Source organism: Lachnospiraceae bacterium JLR.KK008 (assembly GCA_037015955.1).
Lineage (GTDB): Bacteria > Bacillota > Clostridia > Lachnospirales > Lachnospiraceae > VSOB01.
The window spans coordinates 2,867,133-2,891,807 of sequence record CP143548.1; the positions used below are offsets into that span (position 1 = coordinate 2,867,133).

A 24,675-nucleotide genomic window follows, 5' to 3' on the forward strand; every position below is an offset into this window, starting at 1 on the left:
AAAAGCGGAACGACCCTCTCTGATCGTTCCGCCTGTCTCGTTATTTTCAGCCTTTTTCTTCCCGGCTCATTTTCTTCAATTTTTTATTTCCAGAATCCTTTTTTCTTTTTTTCTTTTGGTTCCGGTCCTGCTGACTTTCCGGACTCAGCCTTTTTCGCTGCATTCAGGGAATCGCCCGTCGCCTCGTCAAACTTACGCAGCAGTTCTTTCGCTTCGTGCGAAAGTTTATCCGGCACCTGTACGACCAGCGTCACATAATGGTCGCCCCGCACATCTTTGTTGCGCAGGGACGGCACCCCTTTGCCTTTTAATCTGACACGAGTGTCAGTCTGTGTTCCGGCCTTTACCTCATAGATGACTTTTCCATCCACGGTATCAATGACGATCTCGCCGCCCAGCGCCGCCACCGCGAAGGACATGGATACGGTAGAGTAAATATTGTAATCCTGCCTCTGGAAGATCGGATGACGCTGCACCATAACTTCCACGAGAAGGTCTCCCCGCGGTCCGCCGTTCGTGCCCGGTTCGCCCTTGTCACGGATACGCACGCTCTGTCCATTGTCGATGCCCGCCGGAATCGTAACCTGTATCTTTTTACGATTGGCAATATAGCCGCTGCCATGGCAGCCCGTACATTTATCCTTGATCACCTTACCACTGCCGCCGCATTCCGGGCAAGTCTGTACATTCCTTACGGTCCCGAAGAAAGACTGCTGGGTAAAGACGACCTGACCCTTGCCGCCGCATTTGGAACAGGTCTCCGCGTTGGTACCCGGTTTTGCGCCGCTGCCATGGCAGGTCGGACATTCGTCTTTCAGCGTCAGCTCGATTTCTTTCTCCACACCAAATACGGCTTCCTCAAACGTAATGTGTACGCTCGTGCGTATGTTGGCGCCCTTCATAGGGCCACTGCTGCCTCTTCCGCTCCTTCTGCTGCCGCCAAACAAATCGCCAAAAATATCACCGAAAATATCACCGAAATCAGCGCCGCTGAAATCAAATCCGCCAAATCCACCGGCTCCACCCCCGTCAAAGGCCGCATGACCAAACTGGTCATACTGACGTCTCTTTTCCGGATCACTCAAAATCGCATAGGCTTCTGACGCTTCCTTAAATTTCTGTTCCGCCTCTTTATCTCCCGGATTCGTATCAGGATGATATTTTTTGGCAAGCGTTCTGTATGCTTTCTTTATCGCAGCATCATCCGCATCTTTTTTGACTCCCAGGACTTCATAATAATCGCGTTTCTGTTCTGCCATAACAATCTACCTTTCAGCACGGCGCAAGGGGCATAAGGAAATCTATGCCCCGTCTGCGCAGCTCCCTGCCTTATACCTCTCTGTAATCTCCGTCCACTACGTCGTCCGCATTGTCTGTGCTTTCCTGCGCCGCGCCGCTCATATCCGGACCTGCCGCGCCGGCTCCCGATGCCTGTGCCTGCTCGTATACTTTCGTAAACAATGACTGTGCACTCGCCATCAGTTTCTCCTGAGCAGCTTTCATCTCGGCTACCTGTGCCTCCGACAACTCCGTGTCTTTGGTCTTTTCCAGAAGGTCTTTGACCGCCGCAAGATCGGCTTCCACAGCACTCTTGTCACTGTCTGCGATCTTATCTCCAACCTCTGTCAGCGCCTTCTCTGTCTGGAACACAAAGGATTCCGCATCGTTTCTCGTGTCGACTGCCTCTTTCCTCTTCTTATCCTGTGCCTCATATTCTGCAGCTTCCTTTACTGCCTTGTCAATATCTTCATCCGACATGTTCGATCCGGCAGTGATCGTAATATGCTGCTCTTTGCCTGTTCCCAGGTCTTTCGCAGAAACATTTACAATACCGTTGGCGTCAATGTCAAACGTAACCTCGATCTGCGGGATTCCGCTCGGAGCCGGCGGGATTCCGTCAAGCCGGAACTGCCCCAACGACTTATTATCGCGGGCGAACTGTCTCTCACCCTGTACGACATTGATGTCGACCGCTGTCTGATTGTCTGCCGCGGTAGAAAATACCTGACTCTTTTTCGTCGGAATCGTCGTGTTTCTCTCGATCAGTCTCGTGGCAATCCCGCCTCTTGTCTCAATCGACAACGAAAGCGGTGTAACATCCAACAGGAGAATGTCGCCTGCGCCTGCGTCTCCGGCGAGCTTACCGCCCTGGATGGAAGCGCCGATCGCCACACATTCGTCCGGATTCAACGTCTTACTCGGCTCATGACCGGTAAGCGCTTTCACCTTATCCTGCACGGCCGGTACACGGGTAGAACCGCCGACAAGCAGCACTTTGCCAAGCTCGGAAGCCGTAATGCCTGCGTCCTTGAGCGCATTCTGTACCGGAACTGCCGTCATCTCCACAAGGTCATGCGTCAATTCATCGAATTTCGCCCTTGTGAGATTCATATCGAAATGCTTCGGACCTTCTGCCGTCGCAGTAATAAAAGGCAGATTGATATTTGTTGTCGTTGCTGAAGAAAGCTCTTTTTTCGCTTTCTCTGCCGCTTCTTTCAATCTCTGGAGCGCCATTTTGTCATTGGAGAGATCAATGCCTTCATTTTTCCTGAACTCTGCCAGCATATAATCGGTGATCTTCTGGTCGAAGTCATCGCCGCCCAGCTTATTATTTCCATTGGTAGCCAATACTTCAATGACACCATCGCCAATCTCGATGATCGATACATCGAACGTACCGCCACCCAGGTCATAGACCATGATCTTCTGCTCTTTCTCATTGTCAAGTCCGTAAGCAAGCGCTGCCGCCGTAGGCTCATTGATAATACGCTTTACTTCAAGACCTGCGATCTTTCCGGCATCCTTTGTCGCCTGACGCTGTGCATCATTAAAATATGCCGGCACAGTGATAACAGCCTCTGTCACCTTCTCACCGAGATAGTTTTCCGCATCCGCTTTCAGTTTCTGGAGGATCATTGCAGAAATCTGCTGAGGAGAATACTTCTTTTCATCAATCACCCGTCCCTTATCGGTGCCCATATCTCTTTTAATGGAAGAGATCGTCTTTTCCGCATTGGTGACCGCCTGACGTTTTGCCGGCTCTCCAACCAGTCTCTCTCCGGTCTTTGTAAATGCCACCACAGACGGTGTCGTCCTTGCGCCTTCCGTATTGGCGATAACCGTCGGTTTACCGCCCTCCATCACTGCCACGCAGCTGTTTGTCGTTCCTAAATCAATACCAATTATCTTGCTCATCGTTAAGCCCTCCTATATTACTATTAGATTTACAGATTTATTCAGAATATTCAGATCACTGCACAACTGCCACCATGCTGTGTCTGACTACGCTATCACGATACATATATCCCTTTTGCAGCTCCTGCGCAATGATTCCTGTCTCATACTCATCGCTCTCCACCTGCATGACCGCATTATGAAATTCGGGATCAAACTCTGTGCCTATGGTCTCGATCGGCTTCACCCCGATTCCTTCCAACTCTGTCATCAGCTGTTTGTAGATCATCTGCATCCCTTCCATAAAGCTGTCCGTCTCGCCGCCGTCGCCGGCCGCCTGCAGTCCCCGCTCGAAATTATCCACGACCGGAAGGATTTTTTCTATGACACTTTTGGCTCCCGCCTCAAACATCTGTGCCTTTTCCTTATCCGTGCGCTTACGGAAATTTTCGAATTCCGCCATCTGTCTCTTTACACGGTCCTCCAGCTCTGCGATCTTTTCTTTCGATTTATCTTTCTTCTCGGCCTTAGCCTTTTTCCTGGCTGCCTTCGCTTCTTCTTTGGTCAGCTCCCGTTCCTCTGCCGGCTCTTCGTTTACTGCCTCAGAAGGTGTCTCATCTTCCGCCTGACCGGCGTTGCCATCCATATTCTGATCCTGATTCCATTCCTGTTCCAGTACCTTTTCTTCTGCCACGTCTCTTCTTCCTTCCTGCCAATCTGCTTTTTTATTACTCTTATTTCTTTTTGTATAAAGCATCCAACTGATGCGTCAGTGTTTTCAGCGTATCGATTACCTTGTCATAGTCCATCCGGGTAGGTCCGATAATACCGATCGTTCCCCGCATCCCTTCTTCCAGTTCATACGTTGCAGTAACGATACTGCAGTCTTTCATCGTCTTGATCGGAGTCTCTTCTCCGATATAAACCTGAATGCCCGTATTATTTTCATCTGACAATGTTTCCTGCACAAGTTCCGTCAGCATCCGTTTCTCTTCAAATGTACTGACAAGCTCGCTCGCTTTTTGGTTGTCTGCCAGCTCCGGATAACGGAAAATATTGTTGGTACCGCTTGTATAGATCTCCAGATCCTCATCTGCCTTGATCGCATCTGCCACCGCGTCGATAACCTCACTCACAATATCACTGTGAATGCCTGCCTGTCGCTTCATCGTGGAGATCATCGCCAGATTAATCTCCTCCACCGACAGCCCGTTTAAGTGCGTATTCAGCAGGATGTTCAGTTTTAAAAGCGTCTCGTCGTCCAGCTCCTCTTCCATCTGGAGCATGTTGTTCTTGATCACATTGCCTTCTACTACAATGACTGCCAGGAGCTGTCTGGCATCCACCTTGGAGAGCTGGATAAATTTCAGTTTGTTTTTTTTCACCTGGGGTGTGGAGATCATCGTGGCATAATTTGTGTTGGCTGCCAGCACTTTCGCCACCTGCTTCAGCAGTTGATCCATCTTCTCCTCTTTCTGAAGAAGCATATCTTTGATCTCTTCTACCTCTTTTTCTTTTTCCAGCATCATATTGTCTACATAAAGACGATACCCTTTGTCAGACGGGATTCTGCCTGCCGACGTATGTGGCTGCAAAATATATCCCAACTCTTCCAGATCTGCCATCTCATTGCGGATTGTCGCAGAACTCAAATGCAAATCCGTATATTTTGAGATCGTTCTGCTTCCCACCGGTTCGCCCGTCTCCAGATAGTTACGGATGATGGCCTGCAATATTTTCATTTTTCTTTCGTCCAACTGCACTTCCATCACCCCTTCGCTTCGTTATTAGCACTCGTCTTTTATGAGTGCTAATATCTTCTTTACCTAAAATATCACTTCCCTTATTTATTGTCAATTCTTTTTCAAAAATAAATTATAAAAATATTCTAAAGATTTTCGTTTTTTTGATTGCTAATTTCCGGTAAACACACTATACTGGAGGCTGTGGCATTTTTCGCCTTTTATCAACATAATTGTTATTGATATAAGTTTTCAGGAATCGGGCTATGGCAGAAGAAAAAAAGAAGAAAAAAAAGAAACACCGGAAGAAAGAACAAACTACTTCCGCACACGGAAAACATGATAACAGGAAACATTATAATAAGAAAAGAAGAGCGCGCAGAAAATCGAGAAAGAAAAAGCGGTCCGTCCGGAAAAAAATACTGATTATGATACTCATCCTGTTTTTACTTGGCCTGGCTGCCTTTCTATTGTGGTATTTCAGTTTTGACCGGCTGAATTTAGAAGAGTATGTAAACGTATCCTACTCCGGTTATGATACGGAGGGAACGGCCAGCCTGTCATTGCAGAAAACAGAGGAAGAAATCCCTTTTCTCAATGAAGTGGAAGTAAAGCTCCTGTCCGAAAACGGCAGCCTGCAAAACGGCGACTCTCTCGAAATCCATTTTATCTATAATGAAGAGGCGGCAAAAGAGCAAAAGCTGCGGATTGAGGCTGACAGTTGTCAGATTGAGGTTGCCGGACTGCCGGAAGGAACACTCTTATCAACCGAAGACCTGTTTCAAGATGTTCAGATCCGTTATGAAGGCATTGCTCCCGAATTGACGGCGATCGTTGTCAACGAGAGTACGGATCCCTTCCTGCAGACTGTCTCCTATGAGATACTGGAAGAAAAAGCATTTTATGATGTGGGTGATACGCTTTGGCTCAGAGCTGATTTTTCTGAGGAAGAAGCCATCCGCAACGAATACATCGTGGAAATCCCGGAAGGGGGCTGTCAGAAAGAATATACGGTCGAAAATACAGACCACTATATCCGAGACAGCGCTGATGTTTCGGACGAACTGATCGACACTTTGAATGAGACGGCAGTCTCTCTGTTTGGGGATGCCACGGAATACGGCCTGCGCATTTTCAGCGAGGCAAACCTGATGCCCATATGGGTAAACGGCAAAACAACCTTCCGCTGGAGCAATCCCCGGCTGATCTCCGCCTATTTGAACGTGCTGAAACCGGAATATTTTGAGTCAGCTTCCCACAATAATGACATCAAGCTCGTCTACCAGGTCACTTTGTCACAGGCAGACGGCGTCGCCTGCAGTACACTGGTCGTCGTGCAGTTCAGCGACCTGATCCAAAAAACAGACGGTACTTTTGATCTGTCGCTGGATTCCGGACGAATCATTGCCGCTTCTTACCGTAATTCTCATATCAAAGACCTGGTGACAGATTCGTATAACAACGCATATGAAGCGGAAAAACTGGAATTGTAAAATCCTGTACGATAAAAAATCCCGCAGAGAATCATTTCCCTGCGGGATTTCTTTGGCTTGTAACACTTCCGCTGCGTATCCTTTCAGATCGCGAAACTTCCGCGTACTTCGCCGTTGATCACATAATAGACCGTGTTTTCTTCCGGTTTCACAAAAAGCTCTACCGTCTCAAATTCGCTCTCTTTTCTGTCAAGATCAAATTTCCATACATCTTTGGCGATCTTTACCAATTCCTCTGTCGTATAGGATTTACCCCCAAACTGAAGGGTGATCTTTTCCATTCCGGCATCTTTCTTCGCCGTCGTCTTCTTAACTGCTGCCTTTGCTGCAGACGCTACCTTTTTCTCAGCTGCTTTGGCTACCGGTGCTGCTTTCTCAGCCGCACTCTTGACAGCGCTCTCTACTTTTGCTACCGTTTTGGCGGCCTCTGATTTTGCAGTTGCTTTGGAAGCTGCCTTTTTCGTTTCTTTCATAAATGATCTCCTCCGGGAAATAGTTTTCCCTCTTATTCTATTTATTAATAGTTATTATTATGTAATACATCAGATGTCATAGTGCAGTGTAGCAGAGTCATGACAAAATGTCAAGAAACGCCCTGCTTTTCCTGCACTCCCCAGCCTCACCTTTCCGTTATGACATAATTGGCAATATTATCCGCATGGTCGGCAACCCGTTCCAGATTGCTCAATATATCGAGAAAAAGGACACCACCCTCCGGCGCGCATTTCCCTTTGGACAGACGCTGAATATGTTTGTCACGCAGGTCTTTTTCCAGCTTATCCACCTTCTCTTCCGTTCTCTGTGCCCTCTTTGCCGCTTCCACGCTGCCCAGCTCTCTGGCCTCCAAAGCAGCCTCAAAGACATGAAGTGTCATATCGTACATTTTATCGAGATCTTTGTCGCCTTTTTCCGAAAACTGTATCTTATCTTTCCGCTTAATATCAGCTATTTCCGCAATGTTTTCACTGTGATCTCCGATGCGCTCAATATCGCTGACCGTATAAAACAGATTTTTAATCATCAGATGCTGCGTCTCTGTCAGCGACAGATTATCCACTTCCACCAGAAACGCAGTCAACAGCTTTTCCATCTCGTTGATGTCCTTCTCCGTCTGCAGCACCCGGTTCATCTGTTTCTTGTCGTTTTCCCGAACCGCCATGACCGCATCCTTCAGATTATCCCGTGTGAGCACGCCCATACGCACGACTTCTCCCACCGCCGTTTCGATAGCCAGCGCGGGATTGTTCAGGATTCTCCGGTCAAGTGTGCGGCTCATCTTCTCAACAATGTCGCCTTCCTTCCCTTCCGACTGATCGCTGGGAATCATAATCTCAGACAGACGCACCAGTGCGCCCGCAAAGGGAAACATTACCACCGTATTGGCAATATTAAAAATCGTATGGAACGTGGAAATTTCCACACTGTTGATCGCTGCCGCAGCCATCTCCGTGCGCATACGGAAAAACAGCAACATAACGGCGCCAAACCAGACACTGCCGATCACGTTAAAGAGCAGATGAAGCGCCGACGCCCGTTTGGCATTTTTCCCGGCGCCTGCACCGGACAAAACCGCGGTCACACAAGTCCCGATATTTTGTCCCAGCATGATGAATACAGCTGACTGCCAGTTTACCACTCCATTCATCGCCAAAGTCTGTAAAATACCCACAGAGGCCGAAGAGCTCTGAATAACCGCTGTAACGACAGCTCCCGTGACAATGGCCAGCAGAGGATTCCGCCCTAGCACGCGAAACGCCTCGATAAAAATCTCTGCGTCTCTGTAAGGCTTAATCGCACCTGACATAAAGCTCAGACCAATAAAAAGAATGCCGAAGCCGGTGAGGATTTCTCCTGTCTTTTTCTTCCTCTCATCCGAAGCAAACAAGACAAGAAACGCGCCGATGCCTACGACAAGAGGCGCCAGAAACTCCGGCTTGAAAACGCTGCCCCACTCACTCAGCGAGACAATCCAGGCAGTGATCGTCGTACCGATATTGGCACCCATGATCACGCCTACCGCCTGTGTCAGCGAGAGCATACCGGCGTTGACAAAGCCGACAACCATGACCGTAGTCGCCGAACTGCTCTGAATGAGCGCAGTAATACCCGCGCCAACGATCACCGCAATCAGACGGTTTTTCGTCAGAAATCCCATCAGCTTCTTCACTCTGTCACCGGCAGACTTTTGCAGTCCGTCCGCCATAATGTGCATTCCATATAGGAAAAGCCCCAGTCCGCCAATAAATTGAAATAACATTCCCAGATCGTTTATCGTCATCTTTTGCACCTGTCCTTTGGTATGGAAATATCAGATTTATACTTTAGTAGTATTCCTCATTTTATTATTTATATTTTCCAACGCTTACAAATATGAATGAAGCACCAAAAAGGGTGTGTGGTCTCCCCACACACCCAAAAGTTCTAAGACATGCTCTTCCGATTGTTTCGAATTAACCGAAATATCTCTTGAGAAGTCCTGCAAATGCTTTCCCGTGTCTTGCCTCGTCACGTGCCATCTCATGAACAGTGTCGTGGATCGCATCCAGATTAGCTGCTTTCGCGCGTTTTGCAAGATCAAATTTGCCGGCTGTAGCACCATTCTCAGCTTCTACACGCATCTCAAGGTTCTTCTTTGTGGAATCGGTAACAACCTCACCCAAAAGCTCTGCAAACTTAGCGGCATGTTCTGCCTCTTCCCATGCAGCTTTCTCCCAGTAAAGGCCGATCTCCGGATAACCTTCTCTGTGAGCGACTCTTGCCATTGCAAGATACATACCAACCTCGGAGCACTCTCCGTTAAAGTTCGCTCTCAGATCTGCCATAATGTCTTCGCTGACTCCCTTGGCAACGCCTACCACATGCTCTGCTGCCCACTCCATTTCACCTTTCTGTGCTGTGAATTTCTCAGCCGGTGCATTACATACCGGGCACTTCTCCGGTGCTGCATCTCCTTCATGAACATAACCACATACCTGACATACAAATTTCATTGTTCTTCCTCCTGTTTTCCCTTTTTTGTATTGTTAATAATTTTTAATTTCAGTAACGATTACTGTTATTATTATAATGATACTTATCCTCACTGTCAATAGTTTTTGAAAATTTTTTTAAGCTGCTTTCACAGTCCGCTCAGACAAACATAAAATACGCAAGCACCACGATCCCCAGCGCGATCCGGTACCACCCGAATACTTTAAAATTATGTTTTTTGATGTATCCCATCAAAAAGCGGATAACAAATACCGATACCAGAAAAGCAACAACAAAACCGACGATCAGAGTCGTCCACTCTGTACCGCTGATCTCCACCCCCTCCAGCACAAATTTTACGATCTCCAGCAGGCTGGCGCCAAACATCACAGGGATTGCCATAAAAAATGTAAACTCAGCGGCGGTTGTGCGGGAAACGCCGAGCAGCAGCCCTCCCACGATCGTGGAACCGGATCTCGATGTCCCCGGGAAAATTCCCGCGATCAGCTGGAATACACCGATGGCAAAAGCTACCGGATAGCTGAGACGGTCGATACTTCTGATTCTCGGCTTGTGGCTTTTGTTTCTGTTTTCCACTACAATAAACGCCACACCAAATACAATCAGGGCAATGGCTACGGTCTGATAGTTATAAAAAAGATCCCGGAACAGATCGTCAAACGGGAGTCCGACAATCACAGCCGGCAGACAGCCCGCCAGAACTTTAAACCACATGGAAAATACATCTTTGCGAATCACACTGCCGCCATGAAACTGAAACGGAAAAATCCGATTCCAGTACAGCATGACAACCGCGAGTATTGCTCCGAGCTGAATCACCACCAAAAACATATCCCAGAATTCAGGCGTAACATCGAGCTTAACAAACTCATTTAACAATATCATGTGCCCGGTGCTGCTGATCGGAAGCCATTCTGTGACTCCCTCCACAATTCCGAACAAAACCGCTTTCAATAGTTCCAACAAAATAGATCCTCCTGTCATTTCTCTCTCAATAATCTAATAGCAGCTGCCTGGAAATATACCTCCTCTTCCCGGCCACGTACGCTTTCTTCCATATTATATACAGGATTCCTGTCCTTTACCGTGCAGCGGATACATTTCTTCTACAAACCTGCGGAGCGCTGCCAGAGAACGCTTTACTTTCTCCGTATCAATACAGTAAGCCATTCTGAAATACCCCGGACAGCCAAACCCATCTCCCGGTACCATGACAAGATCATAATTCCTGCCCTTTTCACAGAACAGCTTCGCATCTTCCTCAAGCGCTTTGGGAAAAATGTAAAAAGTACCGCCCGGTTCCACACAGGTAAATCCAAGCGCCTTCAGTTCCTGATACAATATATTTTTATTTGTCTCGTAGACAGCCAAATCTGAAGTCAGGGAAAGATTCTCCGCCACCGCCAGCTGAATCAGGGATGCCGGGCAGTTATGGCCCGTCTCTCTGGAAATCTGTCCACACATCCGGACTATCTTAGCCGCATCTCTACAAGCCGGGTTTACAGCGATATAGCCAATTCTCTCTCCCGGAAAGGAGAGTGATTTGGAAAACGAATAACACATCAGCGTATTATCGTAAAAGGCGGAGACAAACGGAGCATCCACACCCGCAAATACAATTTCACGGTATGGTTCGTCTGAAATCAGATATATCTCATGCCCATATTTTTCCGATGCCTTGCGCATAATGGTCGCCAGACGCTTTATCGTGTCCGTCCCATAGACGACCCCGGAAGGATTGTTTGGCGTATTGATCAGCACAGCCGTCACCTTTTCCGAAAGCATTTCTTCAAAGGCCTCAAAATGGATCTGAAACGTTCCGGTATCTGCCGGGACTACTTTCAGCTCTGCACCTGTCCCATTAACATAAGGAAAATATTCGGAAAAACAGGGGGCAAATGTAAGTACCGTATCTCCCGGTGCAGTCACCGCGCGCAGCGCGTGAGCAATGGCGCCCGCTGCACCTGACGTCATAAATACGTCTTCTTCTTTATAAGGCACGCCGAATCTTTCATGCAGGGAGCAGGCCACCTTTTCCCGCACAGAGGAAATGCCGAGAGAAGGGCTGTAGCCATGCAGCTCTGCCGGCTCTCTCTCCTGTAGCAGACGGATCATCGTCTCCGTCACAGCCCTGGGTACAGGTACCGACGGGTTGCCCAGACTGTAGTCAAATACGTTCTCATACCCGATCTCACCGCCTCTTCGCGCGGCAAACTCTGCCAGTTCACGTATCACCGATTTTCCCTGAAGCATCTTTTCATAATGACAGGACAGCATTGTTCTCTCTCCTATATACAGCCGGATGGCTGGTAATTTTTTACTCTTGCTATGATAATAGTCGAAAACATATCCTTTGTCCAGTCAAAATACATGATGGAATCCGGACTATTATCAAAAAATAGTAATTGTAACCCGGAAAACTTTGTCTATAGTTGACTATTTCACCAAAAAGTTCTATAATTTATATAGTAAATGGTATCATTTTACCTTATTAGAAAAAGTTGAGGTGTTCTCACTATGAAAATTCTTCTTGAATTATTAACCCCTGGAATGATAACCGCCGAAGATGTATATTCATTGAACGGCCAACTGCTCGTCCCGATCGGAACGCCACTGACAGACGCCATGCTGCATCAGATGAAAATTCACTCTATTCGCTCTGTCAATATTGATGATCACCCCAAGGCTGCATCTACAGCTTCCGGTCATACTTCTGATATTCCGGAAGAAGTCAGGAAAGCACGCGTTGAACATATCAAAGAATATAAAAAGGCTTATTCCGAGGGATTGAGCCAGTTTGAAGTTGCAATCAATAACCTCGTTATGAATAATACGGATCTGGACATGGATACGATATTAAAGCAGACGTTATCCGTGCTGAGTCCGACAGGCCGTCATAGCAGCATTCTGGAAATGCTTGTATTTATGAAAGAGTACAACACCAGTATTTATGCACATTCCATTAATGTATCTCTTCTTTGTAATATGCTGGCACACTGGCTGAATTACAGTGAGGAGGATTGTCAGATGGCTGCCGCCTGCGGCATGTTCCACGATATTGGAAAGCTCACGCTTCCGGAAGAGATTTTACAGAGACGCGGGCCGCTCACCGATGAGGAAAAGAAACTGGTCAATACCCATTGTGAAAAAGGATATGAGCTGTTGTCAAAGTCCAGCGTGGATGAGACTGTAAAATTAGCCGCTCTCATGCACCATGAGTTGTGTGATGGCAGCGGGTATCCCCGCAATCTGCAAAGCGAGGAGATTGATCGCTTTGCAAAGATCGTCACGATCTGTAACATATATGATGCCATGACTTCAGAACGCCCTTACCGCAAACCAATCTCACCGTTTGCTGTGATTGAATATTTTGAAGTCACGGGGCTCAGCAAGTTTGACACCCGTCCGATTCTTGTATTCCTTGAAAACACGGTAAACACTTACCTTAACTCTACCGTTCAGCTCAATGACGGGACGACCGCACAGGTAGTCTTTATCAACAAAGGCCGTCTCGGCCGCCCGATTGTGAAATCCGGCGAAAAATTCATTGATCTGAGCCAGCGGACAGATTTACATATTCAGGAAATCCTTCCGGTCGTCTGACATGATACCATCATAACGGTCAGACATTACAATTATGGTTGCAAATCCTCAGGTTATCTCTGCCTGAGGATTTTTATTGTCCACAGGGATGGATTTCGTATATTTCTCCATCCCGTCTCTGTCAGTCTCCCCTTCGCCAAACCCGAGTTTTTTCAGGAGACCGGCGGAAGCTCTGTTCCCATGGCGTATTCTGCAGATCACTTCATGGCAGCCGATCTCCCGCCACGTATAATCTAAAACAGCGCTGCATACTTCAAAAGCATATCCTTTTCTGCGCCAGGGTGCGGCGATCATATAGCCAAGCTCTGTTCCGTCTTCTCCCGGTTCGATCCCTGCACGGCCAATGACCACACCGGCCGTCTTTTCTTCGATTAACCAGATCCCATATCCGTGAAACCCATACATATATTTGCAGTAGTCTTTGATATATGCCCGCTCTTCCTCTCTGTCCCCAGACAGTCCTTCCATATATTGCGTCGTATCTGCGGTATCGTATATTTCATAGAGCCTGTCCAGATCCCCGACTGTCATTTCACGCAGCCGGCATCTGTCGGTCTCGAGAATTTCCCACGGCAGCCCTGTCAGCCGTCTGTAAATCTTTGTAATCTCCTGCTCTTCCAGTTCCTCTACGCATTCAACTGCGTACGGTATCCCGGAAAAGTCCTCCCCGCGGTTCTCGTCTGTCAGAACCGCCGCCACTGCCTTTCCCTCCCTCTTAAGTGCCTTCAGCAGCTTCAGGTCATCTGTCAGGTATAAGACCCCCTCTTCCGTAACTCTGTTCCCATTTTTTATGATGATCTCCTGTAACATCCGCTTCCTCTTATTCAAGATACACGTCTTTACGAAACGCTGTTTATCCGCTACAATAAGTAGCATACTATGGTAAGGCGGTTGTGTCAAAAGCCTTCCGACATATTGAAATCCATTTTGAAGAAAGGGAACAAAAGCAAATGAAAAATCCAGTTATCACGATCACAATGGAAAACGGGGATCTGATCAAAGCAGAGCTCTACCCTGAGACAGCTCCCAACACGGTCAACAACTTTATCAGCCTCATTCAGAAAAACTTTTATGACGGTCTGATCTTTCATCGCGTCATCAACGGTTTCATGATCCAGGGCGGCGATCCGGAAGGGACCGGCATGGGCGGCCCCAATTACTCGATCAAAGGAGAATTTTCCCAAAACGGCTTCGACAATGACCTGAAGCACACGGAGGGCGTGCTCTCGATGGCAAGGAGCATGATGCCTGACTCCGCCGGAAGCCAGTTTTTTATCATGCACAAAAACAGTCCACACCTTGACGGTTCTTACGCCGCTTTTGGCAAAGTCATCGAGGGCATGGACATTGTCGACAAGATCGCATCCTGTAAGACAGACTTTTCTGACCGTCCTCTGGAAAAACAGATGATCCGGACGATGACCATTGATACGTTCGGTGAAGTTTATCCGGAACCGGAAACGCTCTGATCCAAAATCTGAAGTTCACATTTTATTTACATTTCATTTAAAGAAACTTAATCCGCTTAACATTTTTTATCCAAATTCGTGTCTTATACTAATAACATAAGATACAGCAACGCAGACAACTAACATTACTTTTATAAATAGCTTTTTCATAATAATGCCAAGTAAAATTATTTTACTTGGCATCCTCCCTTTTTGGCGCTTTTTTATTTGACTGCTGCACGATAAAATGCTGTCACGCCACAGCATACGGCATTCCTCATTTTGCCGAAAACACGAATTTATTCTTGACGAATCCCGGCAGCTATACTACAATTAATTTATTACAAAGGACGTAATATCGCACATTGCGTATATTGCGCCTTTTTTCTTATTATCATTGCTTTACTTCACTACTACTTTACTATGGGAGGAACCTTTTATGGAAAAATTTTCAAATGCCGTCTCTGCCGTAGACTCTTTTGTCTGGGGGCCGGTCATGCTCGTTCTGCTTGTGGGAACCGGGATCTTTTTAACAATCCGTACGGGATTTTTACCCTGGAGAAATCTCGGTTATGCACTGAAAAGCACACTGAGTAAAGAGGCCCGTCAGAAAAAGGGAAAGGGTGATATTTCACCGTTCTCCGCGCTGACTACCGCCCTCGCTGCCACGATCGGTACCGGAAATATCGTAGGCGTGGCCACCGCCATGGTCTCCGGCGGCCCGGGCGCACTCGTATGGATGTGGATCTCCGCTTGTTTCGGACTCACTTCCAAATTCAGTGAATGTATGCTGGCTATCAAGTACCGGGAAGTCAACGCAAACGGAGAGATTTCCGGCGGTCCGATGTATACCATGAAAAAAGCGCTGAAAAACAAGGCGCTCGGCAATACGCTCGGCTGGCTGTTCGCATTTTTTGCTGTAGTCGCTTCTTTTGGTATCGGTAACATGACACAGGCAAATTCAATCACAAGCGCGCTGCACGAGACATTCTCTGTTCCTAATTGGATAACAGGCGCTATTTTGACTGTTCTGTCTCTGCTTATTATTGTGGGCGGTATCAAATCAATTTCCAAAGTGTCACAGATTGTAGTCCCAATTATGGCAATCTTTTACGTTATCGCCGCTTTGATCGTTATCGCCGGCAATTTCGCCAATGTACCTGCAGGCGTTGCCATGATCTTCAAGATGGCTTTCAGTGCAAAAGCAGTCGGCGGTGGACTCTGTGGTACAATCACCGCTTCCATGATGAACGCCATGCGTTTTGGTATTGCCAGAGGTGTGTTTTCCAATGAGGCCGGTATGGGTTCTGCTGCAATCACAGCAGCCGCCGCTACGACAGACAATCCGGTGCGCCAGGCATACATAAGCATGACCGGCACTTTCTGGGACACAATCGTCGTCTGTACGATGACCGGTTTAGCGATCGCCAGCTCCGGCGTTCTCGGTCAGGCAAATCCGGCTACCGGTGAATTATACGAAGGTTCCTCCCTGACAATCGCCGCTTTTGGCACTGTACTCGGTCCGGCGGGCGGCTGGCTTGTAAGTATCGGCATTACCTTGTTTGCCTTCTCCACGATTCTCGGGTGGGAATACCACGGCGAGAAAGCCTATGAGTATATACTTGGAACGCATAGATTTAATATGGTATACCGGATTTTCTTTTCTCTCGTTGTGTTCGTCGGCTCCGTTGCCACACTGGATCTCGTCTGGAATCTCTCCGACATCGCCAACGCCCTGATGGCAATCCCGAACCTGGTCTGTATGCTGCTCCTCAGTGGCGAGATCACAAAGGACATCAAAGACTACCAGGAAGTGCTGAAAAAAGACGCCATGTTCAAATAACAATATCGATTCCATATCTGTCATCAATAAGGCCGCCGCAGAATAATCCGCGACGGCCTTTTGATTCGTCTTTCTTTGATTCGCCTCTATTTCACAAACCAATGATATATCTTTACAAATACTGCCTTCAGCCTCCCCCACATGCCGATGTCTTCCGGCGGCTGCTCCAGGTCGACCGTATTGTCCACTTCATCGTCGATCGCAATCTCCGCCGTCCGCAGTATGATCTGAATGCTTTCCGGAGACTCGTTCTTCGCCGAGGTAAATGACGGAAATTCCTCTCCCGTATCGATGTTTAAAATGTTTGTCTCTTCCTCAATCTCATCCAGCTCATTGTCCACCGCCTCTTTCATCGTATCTTTGGCGTCCCGGAACACTTCGCTGCCGTCCGCAATACCAATGCCGCTGTTTAATATGCCGATCATACCGCTCAGGCTTGAATCGATCGCCGCATCGAGGCTGTCCTCCGTGGCGTCCATCAGACTGCGCATACTTCTGAGCGCCGTCTGTACCGCATACGTACTCATGCTGGCATTATCGATAAACAACTGGGTCTCGTCCAGAAGCATTAGTACATGCTCTTTATAATCCTCTGTCATATGTCCGCCCAGACTGTAACTCTCGTTCAGCACCTCGCTCGCCTTACCCGTAAGATTTTCCACCTCATGGATCACACCTTCCGTATCTTCCAGCACCGGAGCGGCAGATTTCGTCAAAACACCCGCAAAATTAGCCAGATAACCGATCTCTGCGCCCACCTGCAGAGCGCCTGCATCCCCGGTCGCTCCATAGATCTCTTTCAGACTGTCAATGGCGTCCTCGATCTCCTCCTGCGTATCTCCCGCGCCATCCTTCATCTTATGTCTCAGCTCTTTCATGGACTTCTGCAAGTCTTTGGAGGCTTCCTCCATATCCTCCAGATATTCGTCCATTTCATAAATGCTCTGGCGGATCGTCTCCAACTGATCCATGGCATCAATATAATCCTCTTTTTCAATGGCTGTCTGCGCGGAAAGGAGCATGAGACTGTTGATGATACCATCCAGAGAATTGATGGCCGCATCAGCATCTGACTTTACCAGCCCTTCCCCGGCGTCATAGACCTCCTTGGCCTTCTGCGCTGCCCTCACGCCCTTCTGCGTCTCTTCCAGACCGCCCTTCATATCGGACAGGTTATCAAAGATCACATCAGCGCTGTCACTCATGGCGTCAATTGAGTCTCTGACTTTGTCCTTGACTTCGCGGACATCACTGATCCTGTCGAGAGAAGAGATCGTAGCCGGAACCATCAGGAACATCAGGCCAATACTCTCATAGCTGTCCGTGCCCACGTCAATACGGAAGGTCCCTTCCTCTCCGGGAAGCGCCATAAACAGAACTGCCTTTTTCGTCCCCAATGTCTGAAGCTGGGAGCCGGGAGCCTCCAGAGAATAATTGTCCTTGTCCATATCTACCATCGCGGCCACCGTCAGTATCATATTATTTTTGTAATACTCGGGCGCGCTGTCATTGGGCTGCACATCAATCAGCGTCGTGACCATCCCGCTGGCCCCGGCCAGTTCCTGCGCTTCACACTCTTTGCCATTTAATTTGTAAGTCACGTCCAGATTCCAGGGAAGTTCCTGCGCCAGTTTATCGGTCCTGCATTCAAAATAAAAGCGCTCCCCCTCCTGTTCGCTCAGATCCCATGTGACTTTGCCCTCCTCGAGAACGGGAACCGCCGTATTGCTCATATTGACGACATCCTTGTAGCTTCCGTAGTCCACGACCGTCGTACTTCCGTTGAGCATACAACTTTTTACGATATTGACTTCCTCCACTTTGCCGTAATAGTCCAGATTGACATAGACAGATTCGTCCACTTTCACCCGGGGAGGAGCCGCCTGCAGATCGAGCGAGATCATACCAAAAGTCAGGACAGCCGCCATACCGGCCGCGATCGCCTGTTTCCCGTTTCTGTTATTCATCCTTGTTTCCTCCTTTGGCCCCTGCCTGCTCTCTGCGCTGCTGCCGTCTCTCGGCCAGACGCGCCATCAATTCCCGGCGCTTTTGTCTGCGCACCGCTATCTTTTTGCGGATTCGTTCGATCTCCCGGCGTTTCCATTCATCCCGAACTGCTTTCCCTTTGAAAATCAATGTATCGAAAACCGTGAGCAGAGCCGGAACTGCGAGAATCACCATGCACATACTGATCAGACCGCCCCGGCCGATCAGATGTCCAAGCGAAGAAATCGCGCTGACGGACGAAATAAAATAGATGCCATAGCCCGCCACAGTAAGAATTGTGCCGGAAGTGAGGATCGAAAGAATGCTTCTTTGCAGCGCATCGACCGCCGCCGCCTTTTTTTCCATTCCATGCTCCCTGTTATACATATAATTATTGGTAAGCAAAATAGAATAGTCTACCGTCGCCCCCAGCTGAATACAGCTCACAATGATAAAGCCGTTGAACATAAAGCTCTCACCCTGCAGATAAGGCACTGTCATATTGATGTAAGTCGCGATTGTGATCGGTATCAGCACCAGTATCGGCAGCAAAAATGACTGAAAAGTAATTCCCACGACAACCGCCACTGCCAGCAGCGAGATGACGTTTGTCACCGCATAGTCAGGCACCATCAGCTCTTTCAGATCCTGCGTGGATGGTGTATTCCCTACGACATAGGCATTCTCCGGATAATATTTTTTCACGATCTGCTGAATCTCATCTGATGTTTCGAACGCAAGCGTACTCTCCGTATCTGTCTTTGTGTACATCAGCATACGGGCATAATTTTCCGTGCGGAGCTGTCCTTTGATGCTCTCTGGTATGATGCTCTCCGGGATGCCGACCGGAAGCACATTGGCGATACCGGTAACACTTTTCACATAATACAGATCTTCAAGTTCATCTGCCAGTTCCCGCTCTTTGATCGGTGTCTCGTTGGGCACGATGATCAGGTAGAGATTGCTGCGCCCGAACTTTTCCTCAATCTCCGCCGTATCATCGTAAACCTTCGTTCCCTGGCTTCTTCCAAGTGCGCTGTTGCCAAATGTGAAACTGTTCATATTCTGCGCCACATAGGCAGGCACGACCACAACCGCCATAAAGACCAGCACTACATAACGTATTTTAAATACCGCTTTGGAAACCATCCGGAACTGCGGCATGATACTCCTGTGTTTTGTCTTTTCAATCAAATCACCAAAGCGCAGAAGCAACGCCGGCATCAGGAAAAGAACCGTCACCACACTGCAGACAATACTCTTCCCGAGCACCAGCCCCACATCCCGTCCAAGGCCAAACCGCATGGCGAGCAGCGCCATAAAGCCCACGAACGTTGTCATCGCACTGGAAAGAATGGAGACAGCCGACTCTTTCAGTGCGCCTGCCATCGCCTTCTCTTTGTTTCCCGGCTTCGCCTCGTTCCTGCGCACATAGGTATGTAAAAGAAATACTGAATAGTCCATGGAAGTGGCAAGCTGTAAGACTGACGCCACACTGGAGCTCATAAAAGAGATTGTCCCAAGCAGAACATTGCTGCCCATATTTAATACGATGGCAATCCCCATCACGGAGAGAAAAAGCACCGGCTCAAACCATGAATCGGTAGTCAGGCAGAGGATAATCAGAATTAATATGACCGCCACTGCCATAATAATCCGCAGTTCCCTGTCCAGCGTCTCTTCCAGAGATTTATTCTCCACCGCCGGTCCCGCATACCGGCCCTTTTCTCCGAGAATATTCTGGATCTCTTCCACCGCTGTTTTCGTCTCCTCGTCATTGTCTCCCTTCTCAAACGTCACATCCATCACGGCGCAGCGATCCCGGTAATAATCCTTCTGTGAATCCAGATCGAGAAAGTCTTCGCTCATATACACATCTTCCGTCATCCACATGACCATATCAACGCCATCAATATTTTCCAGGATCTGTTTGTACATATATGCCTCATAGACTGAGACATCTGTAACCATAACCCTGGCAGTGCCCGGATAACCAAACTCCTTCTCCATCAGATCGATGGCTTTTTTTGATTCCGTGTAGGCAGGAAGATATTCCGTCAGGTCATAATTCACTTTAACGAGCGGTGCATTGATGACGCTTAATACGATCAGTACGATAAACATCATTTCGATCATATGACGCTTTCTGACAATCACGTTGGCAATGCCGCTCGCTTTGATACGCCTGAGCCGTTCTCTTATGCCTTCTGCGTCTTTCTCTTTTCTGTTTCCCAGCTGATCTTTAAATTTCTTCCATAGCCCGGTAATCAAGCCACTTCCTCACTTTCTGCGCTTATAACTGCCTTCCATAATGATTCCATAATTGTTTTTCCACAGAAAAGTATATTAAAAAATAACGGCTTGTTACACATTCGATTATTATAGTCTGTATTTTTAGAATATACATATATACTATTTTGTATTAATTTTTTTGATAACAAGAAAGGATTTTTGATACAGCAAACGGCGTGACTTCAGCCACGCCGTTTGTATCTGTTCATGCCATTTATTAGATTTATCTTTCCTTCTTACCGCAAGTACTGAGAAAATGCTTTATCAATCGCATCTTCTATCGTATCGAACTCTTCCCGACACTGTTCACATTTATCAAAATAATCCGGCATCGACCAATAACCGAGATCTTCATCAAAGCTGAAGTCTGAATAGACCACACCATGTCTGCATTGATGTGAGAGCAGATTGAACATGATCTGAACCGCCTGTGCACCTTCCTGATCATACTCTGCCATTTTGTAGATCAGTGCCAGTTCAAATCTGTCGTCAAATCCATTGCAGTTTAAGTCGATGTAGCCGCAGCCATTGACCAGGTCTCTGTCATCAATGCCGTCCCCGTCCGCATCCTGAAGTTCACCCCATACATCCGTTCTCAGCAGGATCGCATTTTTCATAACAGCCATCGCCTCTTCATCCTCCATGTCGATAGAGATCGAGTCAAAAGACGCCAGTATCTCCGGTGTCATCATCTGCTGAAAATCCTGTTTCTGCGCTTCCTCCGCACATACTGCCATACTGCTCCCAAGCAAAAGTGCAAGTGCAAACACAAACCCTGTAAACTTTTTGTTCATACTTATTCTCCCTTCCCATCCGGTGTACGTGTTTCACGGTTCCAATTTCATTATAGCACGTTATCGGGCTGAAATCATCCTCCCTGCACTTTCTTTTTGGTTTTTACATCAATTCCGGCGCTCTTATCTCTCCACAATGCGATAGCCCAGCTTCACTTCTCTGGCGGCAGCTTCTTTCTGCCCCAGAATTTCCATCAACATCCGCACCGCCAGTTCTCCGCTCCTTTCATAAGAATAGTGAACGGTAATCAGCGGAGGCACCGTCACTCTGGCACTGTCAGAGTCACCCTGTCCGGCTACCAATATCTGCTCCGGTACACTGATCCTGTGTTCCTGCAAATACTGCATGGCGCCACAGGCCATCGCATCTGTGGCACAGATCAGTCCGTCCAGCTCTCTGTGATCTCTCAATAATTCTCCTGTTTTCATATAACCGGAAGCAACAGCAAAGTCTGCCTGTATGTAATTATTTCCCAGCTCCTCGTGTCCCATATCACGCACCGCATCACAAAATCCCCGGTGTCGTTCGGCGCCCACCGCTCTGTCCTGTTCGATCGCACCAATATACCCGAGGTTTCTTCTTCCTTTTTCTAAAAGCAGCCGCGTGAGATCATAGGTTGCATGATAATCATCATGAAATACACAGCCATAACCGGCAAGCTGCTGTCCCACGATCACCACCGGCACAGAAAACTTTTTCAGTTGCTTTTTATAGCCAGGTGTAAACACTGTCGCTGACAAAATCACACCATCTACCTGTCTGCTGTCGAATGCTGCCAGATATTCCAGTTCTTTCTGCGGATCATTCTGTGCAACAGCCAATAACATCCGGTACCCCTGGTCATTCAAAACATTGAGAATGCCTTCCACAACTCTCCCGATCGACGCAGAGGCAATTTTCGGCACGATCACACCGATCATTCCGGTCTTCTTGGTCCTCAGCATTTGCGCCTGCAGAGAAGGACGATACCCCGTTTCCTCCACTACCCGCCGGATCGCTTCACGCTTTTCATCCGAAATATATCCATTGTTAAAATAGCGCGAGACGGCCGCCCTGGACACCCCGGCCATCTCCGCTATTTCCCCGATATTCATACATCTACACTCCCACTGCTAAAGGTCTTTCTTTTACGCTCCCGCATACAGAAAAGGGGCGATCTTTTCCCGGATACATTCATCGTTGGAATCGTATCTAAGTGGAAGAGGTTTTGAGAAATCCAGCGCCAACACACCCAATATGGATTTTGCATCAACGATCCTCTTGCCGGAACCCAGATCAAAGTTTGTGTCAAATTTGTCAATAATGTTCACGAACTGCCTGATCTGATCAACACTGTGAAACTTAACATTTACCTGCTGCATGTCATCTTCCTTTCCTCAGACCGCAAATCGGTATCCGTCTGTAACCGATTTACTTTTCTGAACCTTTTGTGTTTTCGATTTCACTATGACAGTTATCATATACCCATTATTTTCCTTTGTAAATAGGCATTTTTCATAGTCTTTAAAAATATTTTTTGTGAAATTTGTTGAAATCGATTTCACAAAAACATACACATTTATATTCCTTCGTTACAGCTGTACCAGCTTCGTCGCAACCGTATCCCGGAATGCTTTGTCGTGCTCCACAAAGATCATTGTCGGTGAAAATTCCCTGATCAGCCGTTCGATCTGCATTCGCGAATAAATATCGATAAAATTTAACGGCTCATCCCACACATACAGATGCGCCTGCTCACACAGGCTCCTGGCAATCAATACTTTTTTCTTCTGCCCTGCGGAAAACTCCTTCATATCTTTTTCAAATTGCGTGCGTTCGAAATCCAGTTTGCGCAAAACTGTCTTCAGCAAACTTTCATCAAGCCTGTTTTCCTCTGCAAACACCGTCAGTGTTCCCTGCAGATAAGAGGTGTCCTGGGGCACATAAGAGATGACAAGGCCGGAACCCGCCTTCAGACTCCCTCTGAACTCTGCCGCTTCCCCTGTCAAAAGTTTCAGCAGGCTGCTCTTGCCGCTGCCATTTTTCCCATCCAGTGCGATCCGATCCCCTCTGCGCACGGTAAATGTAACCGGATCACAGACTTCACGTTCCCCATAACAGACAGAAACCTCCGAAAAAGAGACGAGCGTATCGGCATGATAAGAGAGCGGACAGAGTTTCAGATCCACGGCCGTTTCCACGTTTTTCAGGAGCGCTGACTTTTGCCTGACCGCTTCCTCCTGTCTCGCCTCTATCACTTTTGACCGCTTCATCATCTTAGCGGCTTTGTGGCCTACATACCCTTTATCGGCCGCTCCGATCTTCGACGCTTCCACCTGCTCCGACCAGCCGGCCGACCGTCTGGACGACTGCTTTAAACGGCGGATGTCTTTTTGCAGACGGATATTTTCTGCTGCTTCATACTGCTGCTGTCGTTCAAAATCTGTGAGCCACGACGAGAAGTCGCCGCCTCGCACCACAATGTCAGCCCTGTTCAGCGACAGAATATGGTCGACACAGCCATCCAGAAAACAACGGTCGTGAGAAACGAGTATAAATCCTTTTTTCTTTTTTAAATATGCTGAAACCATTTGTCTCGCCCTGATGTCCAGGTGATTGGTAGGCTCATCGATCAGCAGATAATGCCCTTCGTTCAAAAAAAGAGACGCAAGCAAAACTTTCGTCTGCTCTCCGTTGGAAAGTGTCTCAAAAGGCCGCCACAAAGTCTCCTCGTCTACCTCAAGGCAGGACAATTCACGCATCAGTTCCCATTCCTGCGCCAATGGGCAGATCTCCTGAAGAACCTCAACTGTCAACCGGCTTTGATCGTTCACCTGATAAGGAAAATAGTCAAATTCTGACGAACAGGTGATCGTTCCACCATACTCATATTTTCCCAGTAATAAATTCAGGAAAGTCGTTTTCCCTCTGCCGTTCCTTCCCACAAACCCCAGTTTCCAATCTGTATCGATCTGAAAACTGACATCTTCGAAAACATTATCATAACTTGTCGGATATGAAAAAGTAAGGCCGTCTACTTTGATCATTGACATACACAAATCCCTCCTTAACAAAAAAAGAACCCCGCCCCGTGATTTCGCATACAGGCGCATCGCACAGCAGTCATTCCCACAAGACAAAATAAGCCGCAGGAAAATTAATCCCTGCGGCTCTTCATAGCATAACAACGCTGCCTTAGAAGCAGCGGTCAGACAATATGGCCATGGACAGATTAACAACTTTCCTGCAAACGAATACGGCTATGCCACAGTCTCCGGGCACCGCCATATATTCTAAAATTATCTGCAAGAAAAGTTAATCATCTCTCC

20 protein-coding genes are annotated in these 24,675 nt (G+C 47.7%); 4 read left to right on the forward strand and 16 right to left on the reverse strand.

Going from position 1 to position 24,675, the window contains the following annotated elements; translation table 11 throughout:
• Nucleotides 1–83 precede the first annotated feature (83 nt).
• From dnaJ to hrcA, 4 genes are all read right to left on the reverse strand, one after another.
• Nucleotides 84–1,259, reverse strand: coding sequence for a molecular chaperone DnaJ (dnaJ, locus tag V1224_14140; GenBank protein ID WWR15598.1), 1,176 nt, complete (start codon nucleotides 1,257–1,259; stop codon nucleotides 84–86).
• A gap of 70 nt (nucleotides 1,260–1,329) precedes the next feature.
• The gene (dnaK, locus tag V1224_14145) at nucleotides 1,330–3,195 is read right to left on the reverse strand and encodes a molecular chaperone DnaK (protein ID WWR15599.1); all 1,866 of its coding nucleotides are present in this window, start codon (nucleotides 3,193–3,195) and stop codon (nucleotides 1,330–1,332) included.
• A 55-nt stretch (nucleotides 3,196–3,250) separates the two neighbouring features.
• Nucleotides 3,251–3,820, reverse strand: coding sequence for a nucleotide exchange factor GrpE (gene grpE, locus V1224_14150; protein WWR17494.1), 570 nt, complete (start codon nucleotides 3,818–3,820; stop codon nucleotides 3,251–3,253).
• An 88-nt stretch (nucleotides 3,821–3,908) separates the two neighbouring features.
• On the reverse strand, nucleotides 3,909–4,943 hold the full coding sequence (hrcA, locus tag V1224_14155; GenBank protein ID WWR15600.1) for a heat-inducible transcriptional repressor HrcA: 1,035 nt from the start codon (nucleotides 4,941–4,943) through the stop codon (nucleotides 3,909–3,911).
• A gap of 239 nt (nucleotides 4,944–5,182) precedes the next feature.
• On the opposite strand from hrcA, the gene V1224_14160 reads away from it, so the two are divergent.
• On the forward strand, nucleotides 5,183–6,409 hold the full coding sequence (locus V1224_14160; GenBank protein WWR15601.1) for a hypothetical protein: 1,227 nt from the start codon (nucleotides 5,183–5,185) through the stop codon (nucleotides 6,407–6,409).
• Between the two features lie 83 nt (nucleotides 6,410–6,492).
• On the opposite strand, the gene V1224_14165 is transcribed toward V1224_14160, so the two are convergent.
• The 5 genes from V1224_14165 to V1224_14185 form a co-directional block, all read right to left on the reverse strand.
• Nucleotides 6,493–6,882, reverse strand: a complete 390-nt coding sequence (locus V1224_14165; protein ID WWR15602.1) for a DUF6465 family protein — start codon at nucleotides 6,880–6,882, stop codon at nucleotides 6,493–6,495.
• 146 nt (nucleotides 6,883–7,028) lie between these two features.
• On the reverse strand, nucleotides 7,029–8,687 hold the full coding sequence (locus V1224_14170) for a Na/Pi cotransporter family protein (GenBank protein WWR15603.1): 1,659 nt from the start codon (nucleotides 8,685–8,687) through the stop codon (nucleotides 7,029–7,031).
• Nucleotides 8,688–8,859: 172 nt separating this feature from the next.
• Nucleotides 8,860–9,399 (reverse strand): NADH peroxidase, encoded by a 540-nt coding sequence (locus tag V1224_14175; protein WWR15604.1) that lies wholly within the window; start codon nucleotides 9,397–9,399, stop codon nucleotides 8,860–8,862.
• 139 nt (nucleotides 9,400–9,538) lie between these two features.
• On the reverse strand, nucleotides 9,539–10,384 hold the full coding sequence (locus V1224_14180; GenBank protein WWR15605.1) for an undecaprenyl-diphosphate phosphatase: 846 nt from the start codon (nucleotides 10,382–10,384) through the stop codon (nucleotides 9,539–9,541).
• A gap of 75 nt (nucleotides 10,385–10,459) precedes the next feature.
• Nucleotides 10,460–11,677 (reverse strand): pyridoxal phosphate-dependent aminotransferase, encoded by a 1,218-nt coding sequence (locus V1224_14185; protein ID WWR15606.1) that lies wholly within the window; start codon nucleotides 11,675–11,677, stop codon nucleotides 10,460–10,462.
• Between the two features lie 240 nt (nucleotides 11,678–11,917).
• Here V1224_14185 and V1224_14190 point away from each other — a divergent pair, with 240 nt between their 5' ends.
• Nucleotides 11,918–13,003, forward strand: coding sequence for an HD-GYP domain-containing protein (locus tag V1224_14190; protein ID WWR15607.1), 1,086 nt, complete (start codon nucleotides 11,918–11,920; stop codon nucleotides 13,001–13,003).
• Nucleotides 13,004–13,051: 48 nt separating this feature from the next.
• Here the strand turns inward: V1224_14190 and V1224_14195 are convergent, their stop codons facing one another.
• Nucleotides 13,052–13,813 (reverse strand): GNAT family N-acetyltransferase, encoded by a 762-nt coding sequence (locus V1224_14195; protein ID WWR15608.1) that lies wholly within the window; start codon nucleotides 13,811–13,813, stop codon nucleotides 13,052–13,054.
• Nucleotides 13,814–13,953: 140 nt separating this feature from the next.
• Between V1224_14195 and V1224_14200 the strand changes: the two genes are divergently transcribed.
• Both V1224_14200 and V1224_14205 read left to right on the forward strand, forming a co-directional pair.
• Nucleotides 13,954–14,472, forward strand: a complete 519-nt coding sequence (locus V1224_14200; GenBank protein WWR15609.1) for a peptidylprolyl isomerase — start codon at nucleotides 13,954–13,956, stop codon at nucleotides 14,470–14,472.
• 418 nt (nucleotides 14,473–14,890) lie between these two features.
• Nucleotides 14,891–16,294 (forward strand): sodium:alanine symporter family protein, encoded by a 1,404-nt coding sequence (locus V1224_14205; protein ID WWR15610.1) that lies wholly within the window; start codon nucleotides 14,891–14,893, stop codon nucleotides 16,292–16,294.
• Between the two features lie 86 nt (nucleotides 16,295–16,380).
• Here V1224_14205 and V1224_14210 read toward each other — a convergent pair whose 3' ends face one another.
• From V1224_14210 to abc-f, 6 genes are all read right to left on the reverse strand, one after another.
• Nucleotides 16,381–18,261: a hypothetical protein gene (locus V1224_14210; GenBank protein WWR15611.1), complete on the reverse strand. Its 1,881-nt coding sequence runs from the start codon at nucleotides 18,259–18,261 to the stop codon at nucleotides 16,381–16,383.
• Nucleotides 18,254–20,551, reverse strand: coding sequence for an MMPL family transporter (locus V1224_14215; protein ID WWR15612.1), 2,298 nt, complete (start codon nucleotides 20,549–20,551; stop codon nucleotides 18,254–18,256). The genes V1224_14210 and V1224_14215 overlap by 8 nt, the downstream gene beginning before the upstream one ends.
• 257 nt (nucleotides 20,552–20,808) lie before the next feature.
• Complete coding sequence (locus tag V1224_14220; GenBank protein ID WWR15613.1) at nucleotides 20,809–21,366, reverse strand: hypothetical protein; 558 nt, start codon at nucleotides 21,364–21,366, stop codon at nucleotides 20,809–20,811.
• 123 nt (nucleotides 21,367–21,489) lie between these two features.
• Nucleotides 21,490–22,461, reverse strand: a complete 972-nt coding sequence (locus V1224_14225; GenBank protein WWR15614.1) for a LacI family DNA-binding transcriptional regulator — start codon at nucleotides 22,459–22,461, stop codon at nucleotides 21,490–21,492.
• A gap of 33 nt (nucleotides 22,462–22,494) precedes the next feature.
• Nucleotides 22,495–22,728 carry an HPr family phosphocarrier protein gene (locus V1224_14230; protein ID WWR15615.1) on the reverse strand — a complete coding sequence of 78 codons (234 nt, stop codon included), beginning with the start codon at nucleotides 22,726–22,728 and terminating at the stop codon, nucleotides 22,495–22,497.
• Nucleotides 22,729–22,938: 210 nt separating this feature from the next.
• Nucleotides 22,939–24,399: an ABC-F type ribosomal protection protein gene (gene abc-f / locus V1224_14235; GenBank protein WWR15616.1), complete on the reverse strand. Its 1,461-nt coding sequence runs from the start codon at nucleotides 24,397–24,399 to the stop codon at nucleotides 22,939–22,941.
• Nucleotides 24,400–24,675 lie beyond the last annotated feature (276 nt).